Origin of the sequence: Streptomyces albireticuli, from assembly GCF_021228125.1 — a bacterium.
Classification (GTDB): Bacteria; Actinomycetota; Actinomycetes; order Streptomycetales; family Streptomycetaceae; genus Streptomyces; species Streptomyces albireticuli.
The window spans coordinates 24090-41017 of the sequence record NZ_JAJQQS010000031.1 but is presented as its reverse complement, the minus strand read 5'-3'; the positions used below and the strand labels follow the sequence as shown (position 1 = coordinate 41017).

The window sequence follows — 16928 nt, the reverse complement described above, 5'->3', positions numbered from 1 at the left end:
GAGAACGGGTCCTCGGGGCTCTCAGGAAAGAGCGTCATCGGTTCATCGTCCGTCACATCCTCCACAGTGATGGGTAGGAAGCACGAGCGCTTGCCGACCTCTACACCATCCAGGGAACACCCCGGAGACACGGAGGGGGTGCGGCGGGCGCGGAGGCGGAGGCGGGGGTGCGGCGGGCGCGGAGGCGCGGCGGGGGTGAGGGGATGCGAAGGGGGTGAGGGGATGCGGTGGGGGTGCGGATGCGGTGGGCGCGGGGTGTACGGGCGGGCGGGGTGTACGGGCTGGGCTCAGGGCGGCGGGTACAGGCTGAGACCGGGCAAGGAGTGCGACAGGTACGGGCAGGGGCAGGGCGGCGGCATGCAGGCCGGGGCCGGGCCGCGAGTGCGACGGGGGACGGGCCAGGGCCCGGCCGCGAGTGCAACGCTGCAGGCAGGAGCCGGACCGCGAGTGCAGGCCGGGGCACGGGCAGGGGCGCAGGTACGGGCCGGGCCGCAGCACGGGCAGGGCCGCGGGCACGGACCAGGCCGCAGGGCAGGGTCAGGCGCGGGGGCAGGGCAGGGTCAGGTGGGCAGGCCCAGGACGCTGCGGGCGATGGCGTCGCTGTCGCCGGCGGTAGCGGAGTTGACGCAGGGGCGGATACCGGTCTCGGTCACCCAGTTCGCCCCTTCGGTCGGCACCCCGTACACGTACCGACGGGGGTGGACCGCACCATCCACACCGATAGTACGGAAGGGGCGGGCGGTGACCGCCACTCCCCCGGTGACGTACGCCCCCGCGGCGGAAGGGGCGGCGCCTGCGACGGGACCCGCGGCCCCAGCGGCAAAACCCCGCCCCGACGCCGGCCGGGCGCGGGTGGCGGGGGCGGGGGTGGTGGGGAGGATGTAGGGGGTCAGCTGGTGGTGGTCCCTCAGGTGGGCCAGGACGGGGCTGGTGGTGCGGGTGAGGTCCACGGCGGGCAGGCGGGCATCGAGGAGGGCGGTGGCGTGCCAGGTGCGGCCGGGGACGGCGGAGGCCGCGGTGAAGCGGTTGTTGCGGGGGTCGGGGGTGACGGTGAAGCGGGGGCCGGCGATCTCGGCGACGCCGGCGTCGAGGAGGGCCACCAGTTCCTCGACACGGGACCAGGGCGGTCCCAGGGACAGGTAGGCGTGCAGCGGGGTGAACCAGCCCCGTACGTCGGTGCGGTAGGACTCCGCCCCGACGCCGCCGTCGTTGATCACCGCGCGTATCTCGTTGCGGATGTCGCGCAGGACGTCCAGCGCGGATTTCAGGGCGCTGGTGAGATTGCCCCGGCGGGCCTGGGCGACGTCCGCGAGGAGATGGGCACGCAGGAAAGCGCGCCAGGCGGCCGGGGAGGAGGTGGCGGTGGTGTCCCAGGGGCGGGCGATCCTCGCCCAGTCCCAGCGGAGATGTCCGGGGAGGCGGAACTTACGCAGGATCTGCTGCTCGGCGCCCGAGGACCAGGGAGCGGTGACGTAGAGGGCGTGGAACTCGCGGGCGGTGGCGGGTGAGGCGGCTTCGGCCACCAGGCGGGTGTAGTAGACGGTCTCGACTTCTTTGGCGATCAGCGGCCAGCAATCGCGGCGGAAGTCCGCTCCCCCGCCCGGGCCCGCCCGTTCCCGCAGGGCCCGGGCGGCGGCCTGGGTGAGGAAGACCGGTTCGTGGCGGCCGTCGCCCTTCTCGTTGTCCGCCCGCGCGTGCAGGGGGACACCCCGGCGTGACCCGCAGATCAGATGGGGTTCGCCGCCGGAGGGAAGGTAGCGCAGGCGGCCGCTGGCCTCCCGGGTGAAGGTGCCGCCCCGGCCGGTGGTGAGCAGGGCCATGTGATCGAAGAAGGACAGACCCAGCCCGCGGACGATCAGCGGCCGGCCCGGCGGGAGGACACGGGGACCCAGATCGGTATCGGCGGGGCTGGCGGGCCGCTGGTAGCACCCGCCGGTACGGGCCGCGAAACGGGCCAGGGCTGCTTCCTCACCGGTGGGGCGAACGGGGGTGTGACCGGTGGCCAGGACCAGCTGGTCGACCTCGAAGACCCGGCCCCTCTCACAGGTCAGGCGCTGACGCCCGGCGGGAGTGTCGGTAACGGCGACGATACGGGTGTGATGGCCGCGCACGGTCAGACGAGCGGGAGCACGCAGAAGGATCTCACGGTGGGCCCATTGCAGATAGTGACCGTAGAAGGAACGGCGGCAGTAACTGCCCGGGCGGGCGGAACGGGCCTGGTCGAGGACCCCGGCCGGGTAAGCGCCGGGTATACGGCCGGCCGCCAGAGCCACGGCCCACCCGTACAGACTCGGCCCCGCGTACAAGGGGCCGGACATACGCACAGAACGGTCAGCGAACGCGGTGATCTGACAGGCCACGATGTTCATGATCAGATGGGGTGGCTGATCGGTACGCCAGACCTCACCGGAACCGAAACCCCAGGGCTCGAACAGCTCGACAACGGCCGGAGGACCGGGGTGCGCGCGGGCGTTAGCGACGAGACGCTCCAGCACGGACAACCCGCGAGGGCCTACACCGACTATACCGATCCTGAGCACCGCGCTCCGCTCCCTCCTCTCCCCCACCCCACCCGCCCCACCCGTCCTCCCCTCCGGCCGCCGCCTGACCCGTACAGCGGCCGGGGTATGCCGGGCATGGCGTGGACTCTAGAAGAAGAACTCACCGGGAAACGGCAGAACGAGAGAATCAGCACCCGCGAGACACCCAGGAAGAGACCACCAGCGGATGGTCGGGCGGGGACGGGTGAGGGCGGGGCGAGTGGGGCGGGTGGGGTGGGGTGGGGTTACCCGGGAAACCGGTACCGGGCGGGACGGGCGGTGTGATCAGGTGACGGGATGGAAGCCGCCGCGTTCCGCCCGCGCTGCCGCCCGGCAACCGGGCCCAGGACTCCGCCTTACAGGTCGTCGGGCAGGAGACGGAATGACTGGTGGCCGGTCAGGGGGCGCACCATGCGGAAGTGCCGGTCCGTGGTGAAGATGAGGTCGGTGGCGTACACGGCGGCGAGGGCCACGTTCATGGCGTCGGCCAGCCCGATGCCCTTGCCGCCGTCGGCGTCCGTGTATCCCTGCGCCACGGCGATCGCCGTGCTCAGATGCGGCCCGACCGGCGGGACTTCGAATCGCCGGGTGGCGGTGTTGGTCTCGATGAAACGTGCGGCCGTGATCGCCGCCCGTGCGCCTTTCCTGCTCGTGATGAGGTAGTCCAGCTCGGCCAGGACCAGGGGGGAGATCACCAGGTGGCTGATGGCGGCCAGCGCTTTCCGGTGGGCTTCGTGCCCGGTGATGTTCTGGTCCAGCAGCCGGTAGAGCGCGTTGGTGTCGGCGATGGCGACGCGGCTCACGAGCCCATTCCTCGCAGCGTGTCCTCGATCTCGTCATCGGTGAGGTCCGGGAGGCCGAGCTGGGGCAGGTCGATGTCGCCCATGGGGTCGGTCGGGTAGGGCGGGACCTCATGTGCGTCGATGGGGACGAGGCGGGCCACGGGGCGGCCGTTCTTGGTCACGGTGACCGTATCGCCGCGTTCGGCGGCGGCGAGGATCTGCGAGGAGTTCTGATTGAACTCACGAGCCGTAGCTTCCATGTACTACATGTTACTACTTCGCGGGTTCCTGAGGGCTCCCGACGTGTCCGTCACAGGGCGGGAGCCCTCCCGCGAGCTGCGGGGCTCAGCCGGCGGTGGGGGCGCCGGCGACGCGGCGCTCGCCGTTGTTGCGCTGCTGCCAGGCCCGGTAGACATCGGTGGCGGCGGTACGGGGCTCATGACGCATGGGCAGGCGCCGGTCGCTGTAGTCCTTAGCGAACTCGGCGTAGAACGTACCGAGCTCGAAGTACTTACGATCGTCCACATAGTGAGGGGCGTAGTCGTCACGGTTGGTGAGGAAGACGACCTCGTCGGGGCTGGCGTAGTAGAGAGAGCCCAGGCACATCGGGCAAGGGTGGGCCAGGACGTAGATGGTGGTACCGGTCAGGTGCTCGGTACCCAGGCGGGTACAGGCCTCGCGGATCGCGAGGATCTCGGCGTGCGCGGTGGGGTCACTGGTCTGGGCAACGAGGTTAGGGCTCTCGGCAAGGACCCGACCGTCCTTGACGATGACGGTCGCGAAGGGACGGCCGCCCTCTTCGACGTTACGGCGGGCAAGATCGATAGTGCGCTGGATGAAGTCCATAAAGGCTCCCCGGGATGATGTGGCGTGGTGTGGCGTGCGGTGCGGAGGGGACAGAACGGGATAGGACGGGGCGGGACGGGGTGGTGCGGGGTGGGTGGGCAGGGGGCGGGCCGGTGTCCGGTGGCCCGCCCCCTTGTTGTTGCGGTGCGGCTGGTGCGGGACGGGGTCAGAAGGGCTTGGTGGGCAGGTACTTGCCGTCCAGGGTGATCACCGCGCGCTCACCGCCCTCGGGGTCGGCGACCTTCTTCACATCCAGCCGGAAATTGATCGCGCTGATGATGCCGTCACCGAACTGCTCGTGGACCAGAGCCTTGAGAGTGGTGCCGTAGACCTGGAGCATCTCGTAGAAGCGGTAGATGGTCGGATCGGTGGGGACACCGCCGGGAATCGAACCGCGGGTGGGGATGGTCTGCAGCAGCACCGCCGCGTCGTCGTCCAGGCCCAGCAGCGCGGCCACCGCCTTCGCGGAAGCCTCCGGCAGCGGATGCTGACCCAGGACAGCGGCAGTGACGAAAGCGACAGACAGACCCGCGGCATCCGCCACCTCCTGCCAGGAAAGATCCTTAGCGGTCTTAGCGGCAACAGCCTGCGCGGCGAGCCGCTCACGGGCGGTGGCATCGAACTGTGCATGAATCATGAGAAAAACGTCCTTTCAGATACGGGTGAGAGGTTGGAGCGGGGGTGGGGGTGGGGGTACGGGCGCCTCCCCGACCCGGCGGGATACCAGGGCACACAGGGGGCACCGGTACAAGGGGGGTAAAGCGCTGGGGGTTCAGGCGGAGGACCAGACCAGGCGGGGGCCGGGCCAAGCGGAAGGCCGGGGGGATCAGGCCAGGCGGGCGTGGGGTCAGGAGGGCGTGGAGTCAGGCGGCGAGGGCGGTGAAGCGGCCGCTCGCGGCGTCGAGTTCCTCGACGGTGCCGGAACCGATGTCGTAGACCCACCCGTGCAGGCTCAGCGTGCCCCGGGCCAGAGCACGGGCGACGCTGGGATGGGTGACGAGATTCGCCAGCTGGGCCAGGACATTGTCACGGACCAGCGCGGCGACCCTGCCACCAGCGCCCTCGGCGCCCCGGGTGGCCGGGATGGCCGGGGTGGCCGGGACGTCCTGGGCAGGGGTGGTGCGGGCGCGGGCGGCATCGGCGTGGCGCAGCCAGCCGGCGACCGCGGGCACGGCCGTGAGGTCATGACCCTCGGCGAGAGCGGTCATGGCCCCGCACGCGGAATGCCCGCACACGATGACGTCACCGACACCCAGGACGGCCACCGCGTACTCGATGCTCGCCGCGACCGCATCGACGGCCGGGGTATGAGCGGGCACCAGGTTGCCGGCGGTACGGATGACGAACAGCTCACCCGGCTCACGCTGGGTGATCAGCTCGGGCACGACACGGGCATCGGAACAGCTGATGAACAAGGTGCCCGGACGGTGCGTGGTGGCAAGGTGCGCGAAAAGCTCCGCGCGGGCGGGGAAGACATCCCGCTGGAAGCCGTGAACTCCCTCGGCGAGGTGGCGCATGGTCACTCCCTTGGTGGTCTGTGCCGGCCGGGGGGGCCGACGTCATCCACTGTGCATGACCTGTGCTTATAGTGTCCAAGTCGTGAAAAGCATGACTTGTATTGGTCGTGTCTATAGGTAGGTCTGGTAAACGCGGGCCGGAAACGGAAGCCCGGCCCGCGCGGGTACTCGGGGTGTGAGGTCAAGGTCATGGAACTGCGTCATCTGCGCTACCTCCTCGCGGTCGCCGAACACGCGAGCTTCACCCGGGCCGCCGAAGCCCTGCACATCTCCCAGCCCACCCTCTCCCAGCAAGTCAAACAACTCGAGAAAGCCCTCAAAACACAACTGCTGGACCGCACCGGACGCACCGTACGCCTGACCGACGCAGGCCGCGCCTACACCCACTACGCCCGGGCCGCACTCCAGGACCTCGCCGCCGCCGAACGCGCCGTCCTGGACGTACAAGACCTCACCACAGGAACACTGCGGCTCGCGATGACCCCCACCTTCACCGCCTACCTCATCGGCCCCCTCACAGCCGCCTTCCACACCCGCCACCCAGGCATCACCCTGGAAGTAAGAGAACTGACACAAGACCGCATCGAAGCCGCACTCCTGGCCGACGAAACAGACCTGGGAATCGCCTTCAGCGGCACACACCTACCAGGAATCGAAGCAACACCACTGTTCACCGAAACACTCACCCTGGTCGTCGGACCCCACCACCCACAAGCAGACCGGACGAAGGCAGCCGGGAACCAGACGACCGAGCCGAAACAGACAGCCGGCACGAAGCAGACGGAGACAACCAGAACGACAACCGGGACAGAGACAGCAACCGGAACAGAGACAACCCCGCCGGAGGCAACCCGGCCGGAGGCGGAAGCAGAGGCGGAGACAGTGAAACCACCGGCGAAGGAGCGGGAGCGGGTGGAGGAGCTGCCGGTACGGGAACTCGCCGGTCACCCACTCGCACTGCTCAGCGGAGACTTCGCCACCCGCGGACACATCGACGCCTACTTCACCAGGCAGAACGTACAACCACACATCGCGGTCGAGGCCAACTCCCTCAACGCACTCACCGAAATCGTCCAGCGCACCACCCTCGCCACCGTCCTACCCGACGCCATCACCCACCACCACCCCCACCTCCACCCCATCCCCCTCACGCCACCCCTCCCCACCCGAACAGTCACACTCCTCCACCGACAAAACGCCTACCGCAGCGCCGCAAACACCGCATTCACCACACTCACCCACCAATGGCTACAGCAAACAGGATGGACACAACCAGGACCGGAGAACGCACGGGGCGAGGAGCGAGACAGGGCCTGAGGCCCGACGGCAGCGCCAGAAGTGCCGGCGGCGCGAAGAGGAGGGCAGCCGTGACACCCCCGGAGGTCAGTGGGTGAAACGGCGAACGTAGCGTCTCTGCCACGGCGTCTCGACGGCGTGGCGGTCGTAGTAGCGGCGTACGAACGCGACCGCCCGGGCAGGCGGGACACCATCAAGAACAGCGAGACAAGCCAGAGCGGTACCCGTACGACCACGACCACCACCACAACCAACCTCCACCCGCTCCCCCACCGCCCGCTCCCACACCTCGCGCAACACGCTGCGGGCGTCAGCGGGATCGGCGGGAAGCCGGAAGTCCGGCCAGCGCAGCCACCTCGCCTCCAGGGAACGCTGGGAGGAGGCGTACCGAGCAAGTGAACGGCGTAGACGGGGACAGGACCATCCGGCAGGGGACGGCGCAGCGCCCGGCCGCGGATCAGGCGGCCGGAGGGCAAACGCAGGACGCCCGGGGCGTCGGGGTTCCACAGATCGGTCATCCACCCACGGTAACGGGCAGGCTGCCCCCTGCCCGGAGTAGGTGCCGGGGCCGGGCGGTCAGGGGGTGTTGAGGTAGGTGAGGACGGCCAGGACGCGGCGGTTGCTGTGGTCGTCGTCGGTGATGCCGAGTTTGCCGAACATCGAGGTGGTGTATTTGCTGATGGCGCTCTCGCTGAGGAAGAGCTTCCGGCCGATGGCCTGGTTGGACAGCCCTTCGGCCATGAGGGCGAGGACGGAGTGCTCGCGTTCGGTGAGCTGTCCCAGGCGCCGGTGGGAGGTGCCGCTGCCGAGCAGTTTGGCGATGACGGCCGGGTCCATGGCGGTGCCGCCGGCGGCGACGCGTTCGAGGGCGTCGATGAACTGGTCGGCATCGAAGACGCTTTCCTTGAGGAAGTAGCCGATGCCGCCGGCGCCGTCGGCCAGGAGCTCACGGGCGTAGAGCTGTTCGACGTACTGGGAAAGGATCAGCACAGGCAGGCCGGGGAGTTCACCGCGGGCGGCCAGCGCCGCGCGCAACCCCTCGTCCGTCTGCGTGGGAGGCATGCGCACGTCGACGACCGCGACGTCGGGCCGCCATCTGCGCAGCGCGTCAAGGGTCTCGGGCCCGGTGGTGGAGGTCGCCACCACCTGGTGGCCGTACGCCTCCAGGAGACGGACCATGCCGTCACGCAGGAGGTAGAGGTCTTCGGCTACGACTATTCGCATGGCACCATCATCCTCACCCGGGTCGGACCGCCCACCGGGCTGGTGATCTCCAGAGTGCCGTCGAAGACCGAAAGACGGCGACGCAGCCCCGCGAGCCCTCCCCCATCCCGCTCGGCGGCCCCGCCACGGCCGTCGTCCTCCACGGCGACGACGACGCCGGTACCGCCCCAGACCAGGGAGACGGCCGCCCGGGTGGCATGGGCGTGCTTGGCCGCGTTGGTGAGCAGTTCGGCGACAGCGAAGTACAAAGCGGACTCCACCGGCACCTCCAGGCGCACCTCGGCACCGGCACTGACGGTGGTTTCGAGGGGGCTGTCCAGGGCGAGGGCGCGCACGGCGTCCACGAGCCCGCGGTCGCTGAGGACCGGCGGGTTGATCCCCCTGACCAGTTCGCGCAGTTCGGACAGGGACGTCGCGGCACCGGCCCGCGCGTCGCGCATCAGCGCCCTGGCCCGGCCGGGGTCGGTTTCCATCAGCCGCTCCGCAGTGGCCAGGGACAGGCCAAGGCCGACCAGGCGGGCCTGGGCCCCGTCGTGCAGGTCCCGTTCGATCCGGCGGATCTCGGCGGCCTGCGCGACGGTGACATCCGCGCGCTGCGCGGTCAGTTCCTCCACCCGGTCCGCCAGCACCATCGCGGGCGAGGGGCGCAGGAAGCGGACGGCCACCGGGCGGACGGCCCGCCAGGCGTACGGGGCGGTGGCCAGGGCCGCGGCCAAGGCGAGGATCCCGACCAGACGTGCAGCGGGTTCCGGGCGGGCGAGGGTAAGGAGTCCTGCGGCGACGGCAGCCGGCGGGAAGCAGGCGAGTGCGCCCGCGGTGAACGGCAGGAGCGCGGTGAAACGCAGGTCGCGCCAGGTGGCGGGGTCGTACCACCACAGGCGCCACTTCTGGTCGCGCAGGGCGTCGCGACGGGTGCGCTCGTAGGAGAAACCGTTCCACCAGTGCCCGGTGGACAGCTGCGATACCGCGGGGGCCTGCCGGTACCCGGCGGGGACAGCGGTGTCCGTCCACTTCCCCACCAGGAAACGTACCGCCCTGCAGACCGTGCGGCACAGGGCGAGCGTGCCCGTGCACACCAGCACGAGCGGCGCGAGCCACGACCACGGGTTCGCCGCCCCCCACCGGATCCCCAGAGCCACGGCACCCGCCCACACCAGGGGGACCAGCATGCTCAACGATCCCACGACGCATGACCGCACGAACCCCACGCCGACGCGCGCCACCCACGAACCCAGCTGTCTCATCACGCTTCTTCCCCCACCCCTTTTGGTCCGGTGCCCCACCACTGTGCACCGGGCGCCGGGGTGCTGCGGCCCTGGTCAGGCGGAGAGTGGGCCTAGCCCCACCCCGCCGGGGGCCCAGACCGATACCGGCCGGGTCCCCGCGCTTCGTAGCGTCGTCGGTATGGATACCAACACGCACAGCACCACTCCCGCGGCAGCAGCGGCGCTCCTCGCCTCCCCCCGTACCCAGGAGGCCTTCGGCAGGGCGAGGAGCGCCCTGAAGGTCTACGGGGCGCTGAGCGCCGCCGCCTTGGTGACGGTCGTCGCGGTGGCGGTCAGCGGGCATACGGTGAACACGTTCATGTGGGTGCGGGCCGTGCTGCTGCCCGTGGTCGCGGTGCTGCTCCACCGGATGACCGTCTCCGCCTCCCGGGGATCGAAGCGGGCCTACGAGCGGGTGAGCGCCCTCACCGTCATCATGCCGGTCGCCATCATCGGCGTGGACCTGATCCCGGGCGTCTGCCCCCTGTGGTACGCGGCGATGCAGGTCGTGTGCATGGTGCCCGTCGTGCGGACGGCGTTCGCCGTGCGCGGAGCGGTGCTGCGAGGCGTCTTCACCAAAGGTTTCCCGGCTTCACGGAGGTGAAGGCATTTGCCGCCACCGGAGGCGTTCACCGGTGCGGCAGGAAGTCCAAGGACACGTCGCACTCCAGTGCCGTCGCCAGGCACTGAAGGACGGGAAGAGTCGGAATGATCTTGCCCGACTCGACACGGGAGACGAACGCCTGGCCGGTGCCGGCGCGCGCGGCCAGGTGGAATCGCTGGCCGACCCGGCCTCGTTCAACTGCCGGTACGAAGCGCACGCGGGCCCTTGTGCTGCTGGGGGCCGGGGGCTGCCTGGTCACAGGGGCAGGGCCTGTGCCAGTTCGCGGTACTGCCGCAGCAGTTCGGGGTAGCTCTGTCCCGGGGGTAGGACGATCTGCACGGCGACGTGGTCGGCTCCTGCCTTCTGGAACTCCTCGATACGGGTGCGGACCTGTTCGGCGTCGCCGCATGCGACGAGGGCGTCGACGAGGCGGTTGCTGCCGCCGCCGGTGATGTCGTCCTCGGTGTAGCCGACGCGCTGGAGGTTGTTGGTGTAGTTGGGCAGGGTCAGGTAGTTGGTGAGGTAGTCGCGGGCGGTGGTGCGGGCGCGGGCCTCGTCGGTGTCGAGGACGGCTTTCATTTCCGGGCCGAGGAAGGGCTGGTCTCCCAGGGCCGTGCGGGCCTGGGCGGTGAACTCGGGTGTGACGAGGTAGGGGATGGCGCCGGCCGCGCGGTCGCCGGCCAGGCGGAGCATCTTGGGGCCGATCGCGGCGAGCACGCGCCGGTCAGCAGGTACCGGCTCGGGAGCGGTGTCCAGGGCGGTGAGGTAGTCCTGCATGGCGGAGTACGGGCGGTTGTACTGGGCGGCGAAGCGGGCGTGGCTGACGCCCAGGCCGAGGAGGAGGCGTTCGCGGTCGGCGGGGTCGAGGGCGGCGCGCTGCCGGGTGACATCGGCTGCTTGGTGCTGCCAGATGCTCAGGATGCTGGTGCCCACCGTGATGTGGTTCGTCGCGGCCAGCAGGTGGGCGGCGTGAGCGAGGCTGGGGCTGCCGCCGATCCACAGGGCCGCGTAGCCGAGCTCTTCCAGCTCCGCCGCGGCGTCACGGAGCCGGCCGAGGTCGTCGGGGTCGTCCGTCTGGAGTTTGTTGCTCCAGATGCCGATGGGGCCGAGGCCGGGGAGGGATGCCACGGTTTATCACCTGCCACGTACGGTGCCGGTCGCGCCGAGTCCCCAGGGAGGGTGCTGCCGTCGTCCCCGCATTAGGGCTGGAGGCGGTGGGGGGTCAGAGAGCGAGGATGTCCTTACGGGGGCCGCCGAGGGGGCCGCCGCTGTCGAACAAGGGGCCGCCTTCGGCGAGGGTGCCGGTGTCGACGGCCTGGAAGCCGGCACTGTCGGTCAGGTCGGCCACCTTCCGCTTGGCGCCGGCGTCGTCCCCGGCGAGCAGGACGATACGGCGCCCGCCGTCGACAGCGGGATCCTCGGCGAGAACCTGAGCGGGGTAGGTGTTGAAGCCCTTGACGACCTGAGCGCCGGGGATGAGCGAGGCGACGACCTCGGTGGGCGGACGGCCGCCGGTGTCGGCGTGCTCCAGGCGGCCTTCGGTCTCGCGCAGCGGGTTGATGGGGACGAGGACGGTGCGGTCCTGCCAGGAGGAGACCGAGGCGACCGCGCTCTCTTTCTGGTCCCACTGCACGGCCAGGACCACGACGTCACCGAAGTCGGCGGCCTCCTGGGCCGTCCCGGCCGAGGCGTTCCCGCCGAGCTCGCCGACGAGCCCGGTCAGGGCGTCCGGGCCGCGAGAGCTGGACAGTTTCACCTGGTGCCCGGCCCGGGTGAAGTGCCGGGCCAGGGCGGTGCCCAGACGGCCGGCACCGATGATTCCTACCTTCACGGCCTCAACCCTCCCGCGCTCTTGTGCTTGGCGCTTCCCGTGCGGGAGGCGGAGGAGGCCGAGGGGGTGCCGGGGTAGAACTTGCCGGTCATGTGGAAGAACTGGGTGCCGTTGAGGATGGTGTCGAACGTGCGGTGCCGGGCGTAGTCCTCCACCTGGGTGACGTACACGCCGCTGATGGGTTCGTGCCAGGCCACGGCGTACTGGCAGGCCCGCAGCCGGGTCGTGGAGTAGGTGATCTGCTGGGTCAGGCCCGTCAGTGTCCCCGGGCCCTTGATCACCTTGATCGTCGCCGCCGTGGCCGAGCGGAACGTGATCGTCGTCAGGAACGGGCCCTTGCCGATCGGGGTGTCCACCCCGAAGTCCGCCGTCCACGTCTGCCCCACCGCGGGCACGGTCGCGTCCGTGTATCCCGGCCCCCGGTCGCGGCACTCGTTCGGCCTGGACGGCGGCCGGGCTTCCACGGCGGTGGCTCCGGCGACGGAGGCGGCCAGGACGAGCGGCACGGCCGTGTACGCCAGACGGGAGAACTTCATCACCAGCTCCTTCGACTGCCCTCCCGGCCACGGAGTCGCGCTCCGGACCGGCTGTCTCCAGCAGTCCAGCACGCCCCCCTGCCCCCGGCGACCCGCACGGTCCACCAAGGTGAACATCCCACCGGACCCCGTGCATGGCCACCGTGGGCGGCACCCGGCGCGGGCGATTGCTGTCCGGATGGACTGCCGAGGCCCGTAGCACTGCCATCCGATGGTCCCTGCCGGGCGAAGCCACGCGGTCACAGGGGTACTGGGGCGAGGCGGACGGTCCAGGGACGCAGACGGATCCGTGGTGGCGGCGGGGTGGGCGGTGCGGGCGGCGGTTTGGGTTCACGCCAGGAAGCCACCGGTTTGGTCAGCCGCCGTGTCATCAGCGTCATGACGGTCCAGGCCAAGTGCGCTTCGGCGTGTTGGGTCAAACACTCACAGTCACGACAATTCCGGCGATCCCTCGTCCTGAGGAACTTGGTGCCGACGCAGACTGGGAGGGGGTGAGGCGGGTCGAGTGGCACAGCTGGGCCAGACTGGCCCCGGCCGGCCTCGCCTCGACCAGCGCCTTGCGTACGGCTTCGCCATGGACATGGGCGGGCAGGCCCCGCATGGCTACTGGCCCCGCAGCAGCTGGGCGAGGGCTTCGTCCAGATCGGTGCGGCCGGTTGCGACCGCCGTTTCAATCCAGTCGGCCGTGGCCCGTAACTTCTCCAGAGCGTCTGCGACCTGCTCGTGCTGCCGGTCGGTGAACTCGTGCCCCCGCAGCTTCGGCACCAGCCGGGTGGCACCCGCGATGAAACCCTGGCAGACCGCCATCAGGTCGGCGAACTCCATCTGCCGGTGCCACCGCCGCACCACGGTGGCCGGGTCATCGAACCGCTCGTCCTCGCCGTCTTCGCCTTCGCGGGCCAGGACGTCCTGGAACCCCTCATCGAGTTCATCCTCGTCGTCGGCCTGCTCGAACTGGATCTCGTTGACCATGTAGCGAGCATCCGAGTCCCGCATGGCCACGAACGCCACCTCCCGGCGCCGTAGAAGGTTGACCGCCACCCGGCCGGCCACCGTCTCGTCCCGCACCAGCTCGGCCACGGCGTCGACCTTCTCCTCCACCGTGACCGGCGCCGACGTCTTCCAGCCCACCTCCCTCTTCGCGGCCTCCCCATCCCACGCCCGACGCCCCGTCCGCTCATTCAGCGGCGGATGCGCGATCACCTCGAACGGGTCCTCGGCCGACGCCAGGATCTCGTCATATCCGGGTATCTCCTTCCGCCTTCACCCAAGGGGATCGTCGCAAGCCAGGGTCCAGGCCCCCGGCGCCCAGCCGGGGGCACGGGGGCCGTCGCACGAGCTCACCCCGCCGCCGGCGGGTCACAGGTGGGTGGGGGCGAACATCTTCAGCACAGCTGGGAGGACGACGACGGAGGGGCCCGGGGTGGCGAGGGCCTTGGCCAGGTCCTCGCCCAGGCGGGCGGGGGTGGTGCGGGTGGCGGGAACGTTGAAGGAAGCGGCCAGGGCGGTGAAGTCGGGGCGGGCGAGTTCGGTGGCGGTGGCCTGGCCGAAGGCGTCGGTCATGTACTCGCGCAGGATGCCGTAGCCGCCGTCGTCGACGATGAGCCAGGTGACGGGCAGGTCGTACTGGCGGGCGGTGGCCAGCTCCGCGATCGAGTACATCGCGCCGCCGTCGCCGGAGACGGCCAGGACCGGGCGGGCGGGGTCGGTGGTGGCGGCGCCGAGGGCGGCGGGGAAGGCGTAGCCCAGGCCGCCGGCCCCTTGAGCGGAGTGGAAGGGGCCGGTGCGGGGGTCGAAGGCGGACCAGGCCCAGTAGCCCAGGATCGTCATGTCCCAGAAACTGGGGGCATCATCAGGCAGTGCCTCGCGGACGGCGGCCAGGACGTGCCGCTCGGTGTCCAGGTCCTGTGCGGCGATGCGAGCGCGGACCTTCTCCAGCAGAGAATGGGCCCGTACCGCTCCCCCGCCGGCCGGCCGGGCGGTGACGGCGTCGGCCAGGGCGGCAAGGGCGGGAGCGGCATCCGCGTGGAGGGCCAGGGCGGGGTGGTTGGACTCCAGCTTGCCCAGGTCCGCCTCGATCTGGATCACCTGGCCGCGCGGACGGAAGGTGTGGTAATTCGAGGAGAGTTCACCCAGGCCGGACCCGGCGACGAGAAGGACGTCGGCGTCCTCGAGGAAGCCGGTGGTATGCCGGTCCTCCAGCCAGGAACCCACGGAGAGCGGGTGCTCCCACGGGAAGGCGCCCTTGCCGCCGAACGTGCAGGCCACCGGGGCATCCAGCTTCTCCGCCAGCGCGCGCAGCGCCTCCTGGGCCCCGGCGCGCACGACGCCGCCGCCGGCGAGGAGGACGGGGCGGGCGGCCCCGTCCAGGGCGGCGGCCGCCTCCTCGATCAGCTCCGGACGGGGGGCGAGCGGTGCGGGGGTGGCGTCGAGGGCGCGTACGGGCGGTACGGCGGTGACGTCGAGGAGGACGTCCTGCGGGATCTCCACCCACACCGGCCCGGCCGGTACCTGGAGGGCCTCGCGCCAGGCGGCGGCGAGCGCGGAGGGGATCTGGGAGGCGGTGCGGACGGTGTACGTGCTCTTGACGATGTCACGGAACGAGGCCTGCTGGTCGCGCAGTTCGTGCAGATAGCCCTTGCGGCCGCCGCCGAGCCCCGGTGTGGGGATCTGGCTGGAGATACCCAGCACGGGCGCACTCGCGGCGGCCGCCTCCTGCAGGGCGGGAAGCGTCATCAGGGCGCCGGGGCCGGTGGAGACCAGCAGCGGGGTGACCGTACCGGTCAGGCGGGCACGGGCATCCGCGGCGAAACCCGCGTTGTTCTCCGTACGCAGGCCCACGTAACGCACGGCGGAGCGGCGCAGCGCGTCGAAGAGGCCGAGGGCATGCTGGCCGGGCAGCCCGAAAACGGTGTCCGCGCCGAGCGCGGTCAGCGATTCGAGGACCAGATCGCCTCCGGTGCGGGGGCGCTGCGCTGTGCTCATGGTGGTGCCTCTCCGGGGGTGGGGTGGGTGCTGGGCGGGTTACGGGCCGGTGCCCATTGTCGGGTGCGCGGCGGGAGGACTTCCTGGTGCCCCTGGGTGGGTGAGTCGGGGGACTGTGGACGAGGCGGGAGCCTCGGTAGCCGCGCGACGGGAGCGGATCAGGCAGGTTTCCGAGGACCCCGCAACCGGACAGGACTCCGTTGGTCCGCGCCACAGGCAGCCCCGGAGGGGCCCCGCTACAGCACGCGCCGCGAGTTCCGGTTCGGTGAGACCGTCCCCCTCAGCGCGTACAGCATCGACACGTCCGTGTTCCCGACCTACTGAAAGCCCCCCTCCCGCAGGGCCCGCGGCTGGTTACGGGGCTTCCTCGTTGCCGTGACCCATGGGCAGGCCGAGGGCGTGGAGGCGGTCCAGGGCCTGGCGGAGGGCAGGGGCGGTGGTGCGGCGGCGCAGGCGGGGGGCCGCGTGGGTCAGGAGCCAGGTGCGCAACTGGGATGCGGGGCCTGCGTCGGGGGCCGGATCCGTGAACCAGAGGGGGTGGGCGGGGTCGGCGGCGTCCAGCAGGAGGTCCTCGATCCACCCGTGGGCGGTGTCGGCGAGGTGGGCGTCGGCGGCCGGGTGCCGCTCCCGTTCCCAGCGGGCCAGGCAAGGGGCGGGGGTGCCGTGGGCGGTGGAGCAGAACGTGAAGACATCGTCGAGGGGGCGACCGGGGTCCCGCCGGCGCAGGGCTGCGGTCCAGTAGGTGTCGAGGAAGGCGCGGACGGCCCCGGCCTGGTCCTCGGGCCAGTCCTGCCAGCCCGCCCGGTGCAGCGCGGTGCCTTCGAGTTCTCCTACGTACTCCCCTTGTGCGGCCAGGGCGGCCAGGCGCGGCAGGACGCGGCGGGCCGCCTGTGCGGGGCGGGGCCAGTGGGTGAGGTCCCGGGCGGTGTACTGCACCAGGTCGTCGGCGAGCGGGGCATGGGGGTCGCGCAGCTCGGCGACCTCCTCCTCGCCGTAGCAGGAGAGGCAGCCCTGCCCCGGGTCGCCCGCCTGACCGGCGAGGGCCTCGGTGAGGCGGGCGACGGCGGTGCGCAGGTCGGGGACCTCGTCCGGGAGGGCGGCGAGGCCCGGGGTGGGGACATGAATGGGGGTGATGGCGTCCGGGATGGCGGAATTGCCCGGGGTGGTGGCATCCGGGGTGGTGGCGGTGCGGTGGTTCAACGGGCGTCCCGTCAGGACTCCGGCCCGTGAAGGCCGAAGAAGGTGACTCTACGTCACGTACGGGGTGGGCGGGGGTCGGTCACCGCACGCCCACGCAGTGCCGGGGGCGGCACGCCGCAGCAGAACCGCGAGGGTACCGGCCGGCCCGTACGCACTCTGGCGCGCCAACTCCTGCGGGGAGCAACGGGGTTACGGACCACCCGGCGGCAGGTCCCGCCCTTCGGCCGTGCGCGTCGAAAAGCATCCGTGTGTCGCACCTGGCGCACCGGCATCAGGTCCGCGTCAGCGACAGGTCAGGGGCG

Annotated in this window: 17 protein-coding genes and 1 pseudogene; 2 read left to right on the top strand and 16 right to left on the bottom strand. The window is 71.0% G+C overall.

All coding sequences use genetic code 11. The features are described 5' to 3' along the window. Positions 1–560: 560 nt before the first annotated feature. The 6 genes from LUZ64_RS37395 to LUZ64_RS34825 form a co-directional block, all read right to left on the bottom strand. Positions 561–2540 (bottom strand): FAD/NAD(P)-binding protein, encoded by a 1980-nt coding sequence (locus LUZ64_RS37395; protein ID WP_308251463.1) that lies wholly within the window; start codon positions 2538–2540, stop codon positions 561–563. Between the two features lie 356 nt (positions 2541–2896). Next, entirely contained in the window at positions 2897–3343 is a 447-nt protein-coding gene (locus LUZ64_RS34845; RefSeq protein WP_095585017.1) for a PIN domain-containing protein, read from the bottom strand. Continuing rightward, positions 3340–3582 (bottom strand): type II toxin-antitoxin system Phd/YefM family antitoxin, encoded by a 243-nt coding sequence (locus tag LUZ64_RS34840; protein WP_095585016.1) that lies wholly within the window; start codon positions 3580–3582, stop codon positions 3340–3342. Before LUZ64_RS34840 ends, LUZ64_RS34845 begins: the two co-directional genes overlap by 4 nt. Before the next feature lie 85 nt (positions 3583–3667). After that, entirely contained in the window at positions 3668–4168 is a 501-nt protein-coding gene (locus tag LUZ64_RS34835) for a nucleoside deaminase (RefSeq protein ID WP_095585015.1), read from the bottom strand. A gap of 166 nt (positions 4169–4334) precedes the next feature. Then, positions 4335–4805 carry a cyanase gene (gene cynS, locus LUZ64_RS34830; RefSeq protein ID WP_232390518.1) on the bottom strand — a complete coding sequence of 157 codons (471 nt, stop codon included), beginning with the start codon at positions 4803–4805 and terminating at the stop codon, positions 4335–4337. 226 nt (positions 4806–5031) lie between these two features. Next, positions 5032–5685 (bottom strand): carbonic anhydrase, encoded by a 654-nt coding sequence (locus LUZ64_RS34825; RefSeq protein WP_095581074.1) that lies wholly within the window; start codon positions 5683–5685, stop codon positions 5032–5034. A gap of 189 nt (positions 5686–5874) precedes the next feature. On the opposite strand from LUZ64_RS34825, the gene cynR reads away from it, so the two are divergent. Further along, positions 5875–7002: a transcriptional regulator CynR gene (cynR, locus tag LUZ64_RS34820; RefSeq protein WP_232390519.1), complete on the top strand. Its 1128-nt coding sequence runs from the start codon at positions 5875–5877 to the stop codon at positions 7000–7002. 66 nt (positions 7003–7068) lie between these two features. Here cynR and LUZ64_RS34815 read toward each other — a convergent pair. From LUZ64_RS34815 to LUZ64_RS34805, 3 genes and pseudogenes are all read right to left on the bottom strand, one after another. Further along, positions 7069–7499: pseudogene (locus tag LUZ64_RS34815) on the bottom strand (phosphatase domain-containing protein). Positions 7500–7557: 58 nt separating this feature from the next. Continuing rightward, positions 7558–8205, bottom strand: a complete 648-nt coding sequence (locus LUZ64_RS34810; RefSeq protein WP_095578680.1) for a response regulator transcription factor — start codon at positions 8203–8205, stop codon at positions 7558–7560. Beyond that, positions 8196–9449, bottom strand: a complete 1254-nt coding sequence (locus tag LUZ64_RS34805; protein ID WP_095578681.1) for a sensor histidine kinase — start codon at positions 9447–9449, stop codon at positions 8196–8198. The genes LUZ64_RS34810 and LUZ64_RS34805 overlap by 10 nt, the downstream gene beginning before the upstream one ends. A gap of 160 nt (positions 9450–9609) precedes the next feature. Between LUZ64_RS34805 and LUZ64_RS34800 the strand changes: the two genes are divergently transcribed. Beyond that, positions 9610–10074 carry a hypothetical protein gene (locus tag LUZ64_RS34800; protein ID WP_095578682.1) on the top strand — a complete coding sequence of 155 codons (465 nt, stop codon included), beginning with the start codon at positions 9610–9612 and terminating at the stop codon, positions 10072–10074. 25 nt (positions 10075–10099) lie between these two features. Here LUZ64_RS34800 and LUZ64_RS34795 read toward each other — a convergent pair whose 3' ends face one another. From LUZ64_RS34795 to LUZ64_RS34765, 7 genes are all read right to left on the bottom strand, one after another. Beyond that, positions 10100–10291, bottom strand: coding sequence for a helix-turn-helix domain-containing protein (locus LUZ64_RS34795; protein WP_095578685.1), 192 nt, complete (start codon positions 10289–10291; stop codon positions 10100–10102). Between the two features lie 38 nt (positions 10292–10329). After that, positions 10330–11202, bottom strand: coding sequence for a TIGR03620 family F420-dependent LLM class oxidoreductase (locus LUZ64_RS34790; protein WP_232390520.1), 873 nt, complete (start codon positions 11200–11202; stop codon positions 10330–10332). 94 nt (positions 11203–11296) lie between these two features. Next, positions 11297–11905, bottom strand: coding sequence for an NADPH-dependent F420 reductase (locus tag LUZ64_RS34785; protein WP_232390521.1), 609 nt, complete (start codon positions 11903–11905; stop codon positions 11297–11299). Further along, the gene (locus LUZ64_RS34780; RefSeq protein WP_232390522.1) at positions 11902–12441 is read right to left on the bottom strand and encodes a MoaF-related domain-containing protein; all 540 of its coding nucleotides are present in this window, start codon (positions 12439–12441) and stop codon (positions 11902–11904) included. The genes LUZ64_RS34785 and LUZ64_RS34780 overlap by 4 nt, the downstream gene beginning before the upstream one ends. Positions 12442–13044: 603 nt before the next feature. Next, positions 13045–13671, bottom strand: a complete 627-nt coding sequence (locus LUZ64_RS34775) for a DUF6192 family protein (RefSeq protein WP_267897153.1) — start codon at positions 13669–13671, stop codon at positions 13045–13047. 129 nt (positions 13672–13800) lie between these two features. Further along, entirely contained in the window at positions 13801–15426 is a 1626-nt protein-coding gene (locus LUZ64_RS34770) for a thiamine pyrophosphate-binding protein (RefSeq protein WP_232390524.1), read from the bottom strand. A gap of 354 nt (positions 15427–15780) precedes the next feature. Beyond that, positions 15781–16626, bottom strand: a complete 846-nt coding sequence (locus tag LUZ64_RS34765) for a hypothetical protein (RefSeq protein ID WP_232390525.1) — start codon at positions 16624–16626, stop codon at positions 15781–15783. Positions 16627–16928 lie beyond the last annotated feature (302 nt).

Coding starts and splice junctions, on each gene's coding strand:
- LUZ64_RS34805 (WP_095578681.1), bottom strand. CDS start 9,449: ATGAGACAGCTGGGTTCGTGGGTGGCGCGCGTCGGCGTGGGGTTCGTG.
- cynS (WP_232390518.1), bottom strand. CDS start 4,805: ATGATTCATGCACAGTTCGATGCCACCGCCCGTGAGCGGCTCGCCGCG.
- LUZ64_RS34800 (WP_095578682.1), top strand. CDS start 9,610: ATGGATACCAACACGCACAGCACCACTCCCGCGGCAGCAGCGGCGCTC.
- cynR (WP_232390519.1), top strand. CDS start 5,875: ATGGAACTGCGTCATCTGCGCTACCTCCTCGCGGTCGCCGAACACGCG.
- LUZ64_RS34810 (WP_095578680.1), bottom strand. CDS start 8,205: ATGCGAATAGTCGTAGCCGAAGACCTCTACCTCCTGCGTGACGGCATG.
- LUZ64_RS34780 (WP_232390522.1), bottom strand. CDS start 12,441: ATGAAGTTCTCCCGTCTGGCGTACACGGCCGTGCCGCTCGTCCTGGCC.
- LUZ64_RS34835 (WP_095585015.1), bottom strand. CDS start 4,168: ATGGACTTCATCCAGCGCACTATCGATCTTGCCCGCCGTAACGTCGAA.
- LUZ64_RS34840 (WP_095585016.1), bottom strand. CDS start 3,582: ATGGAAGCTACGGCTCGTGAGTTCAATCAGAACTCCTCGCAGATCCTC.
- LUZ64_RS34825 (WP_095581074.1), bottom strand. CDS start 5,685: ATGCGCCACCTCGCCGAGGGAGTTCACGGCTTCCAGCGGGATGTCTTC.
- LUZ64_RS34770 (WP_232390524.1), bottom strand. CDS start 15,426: ATGAGCACAGCGCAGCGCCCCCGCACCGGAGGCGATCTGGTCCTCGAA.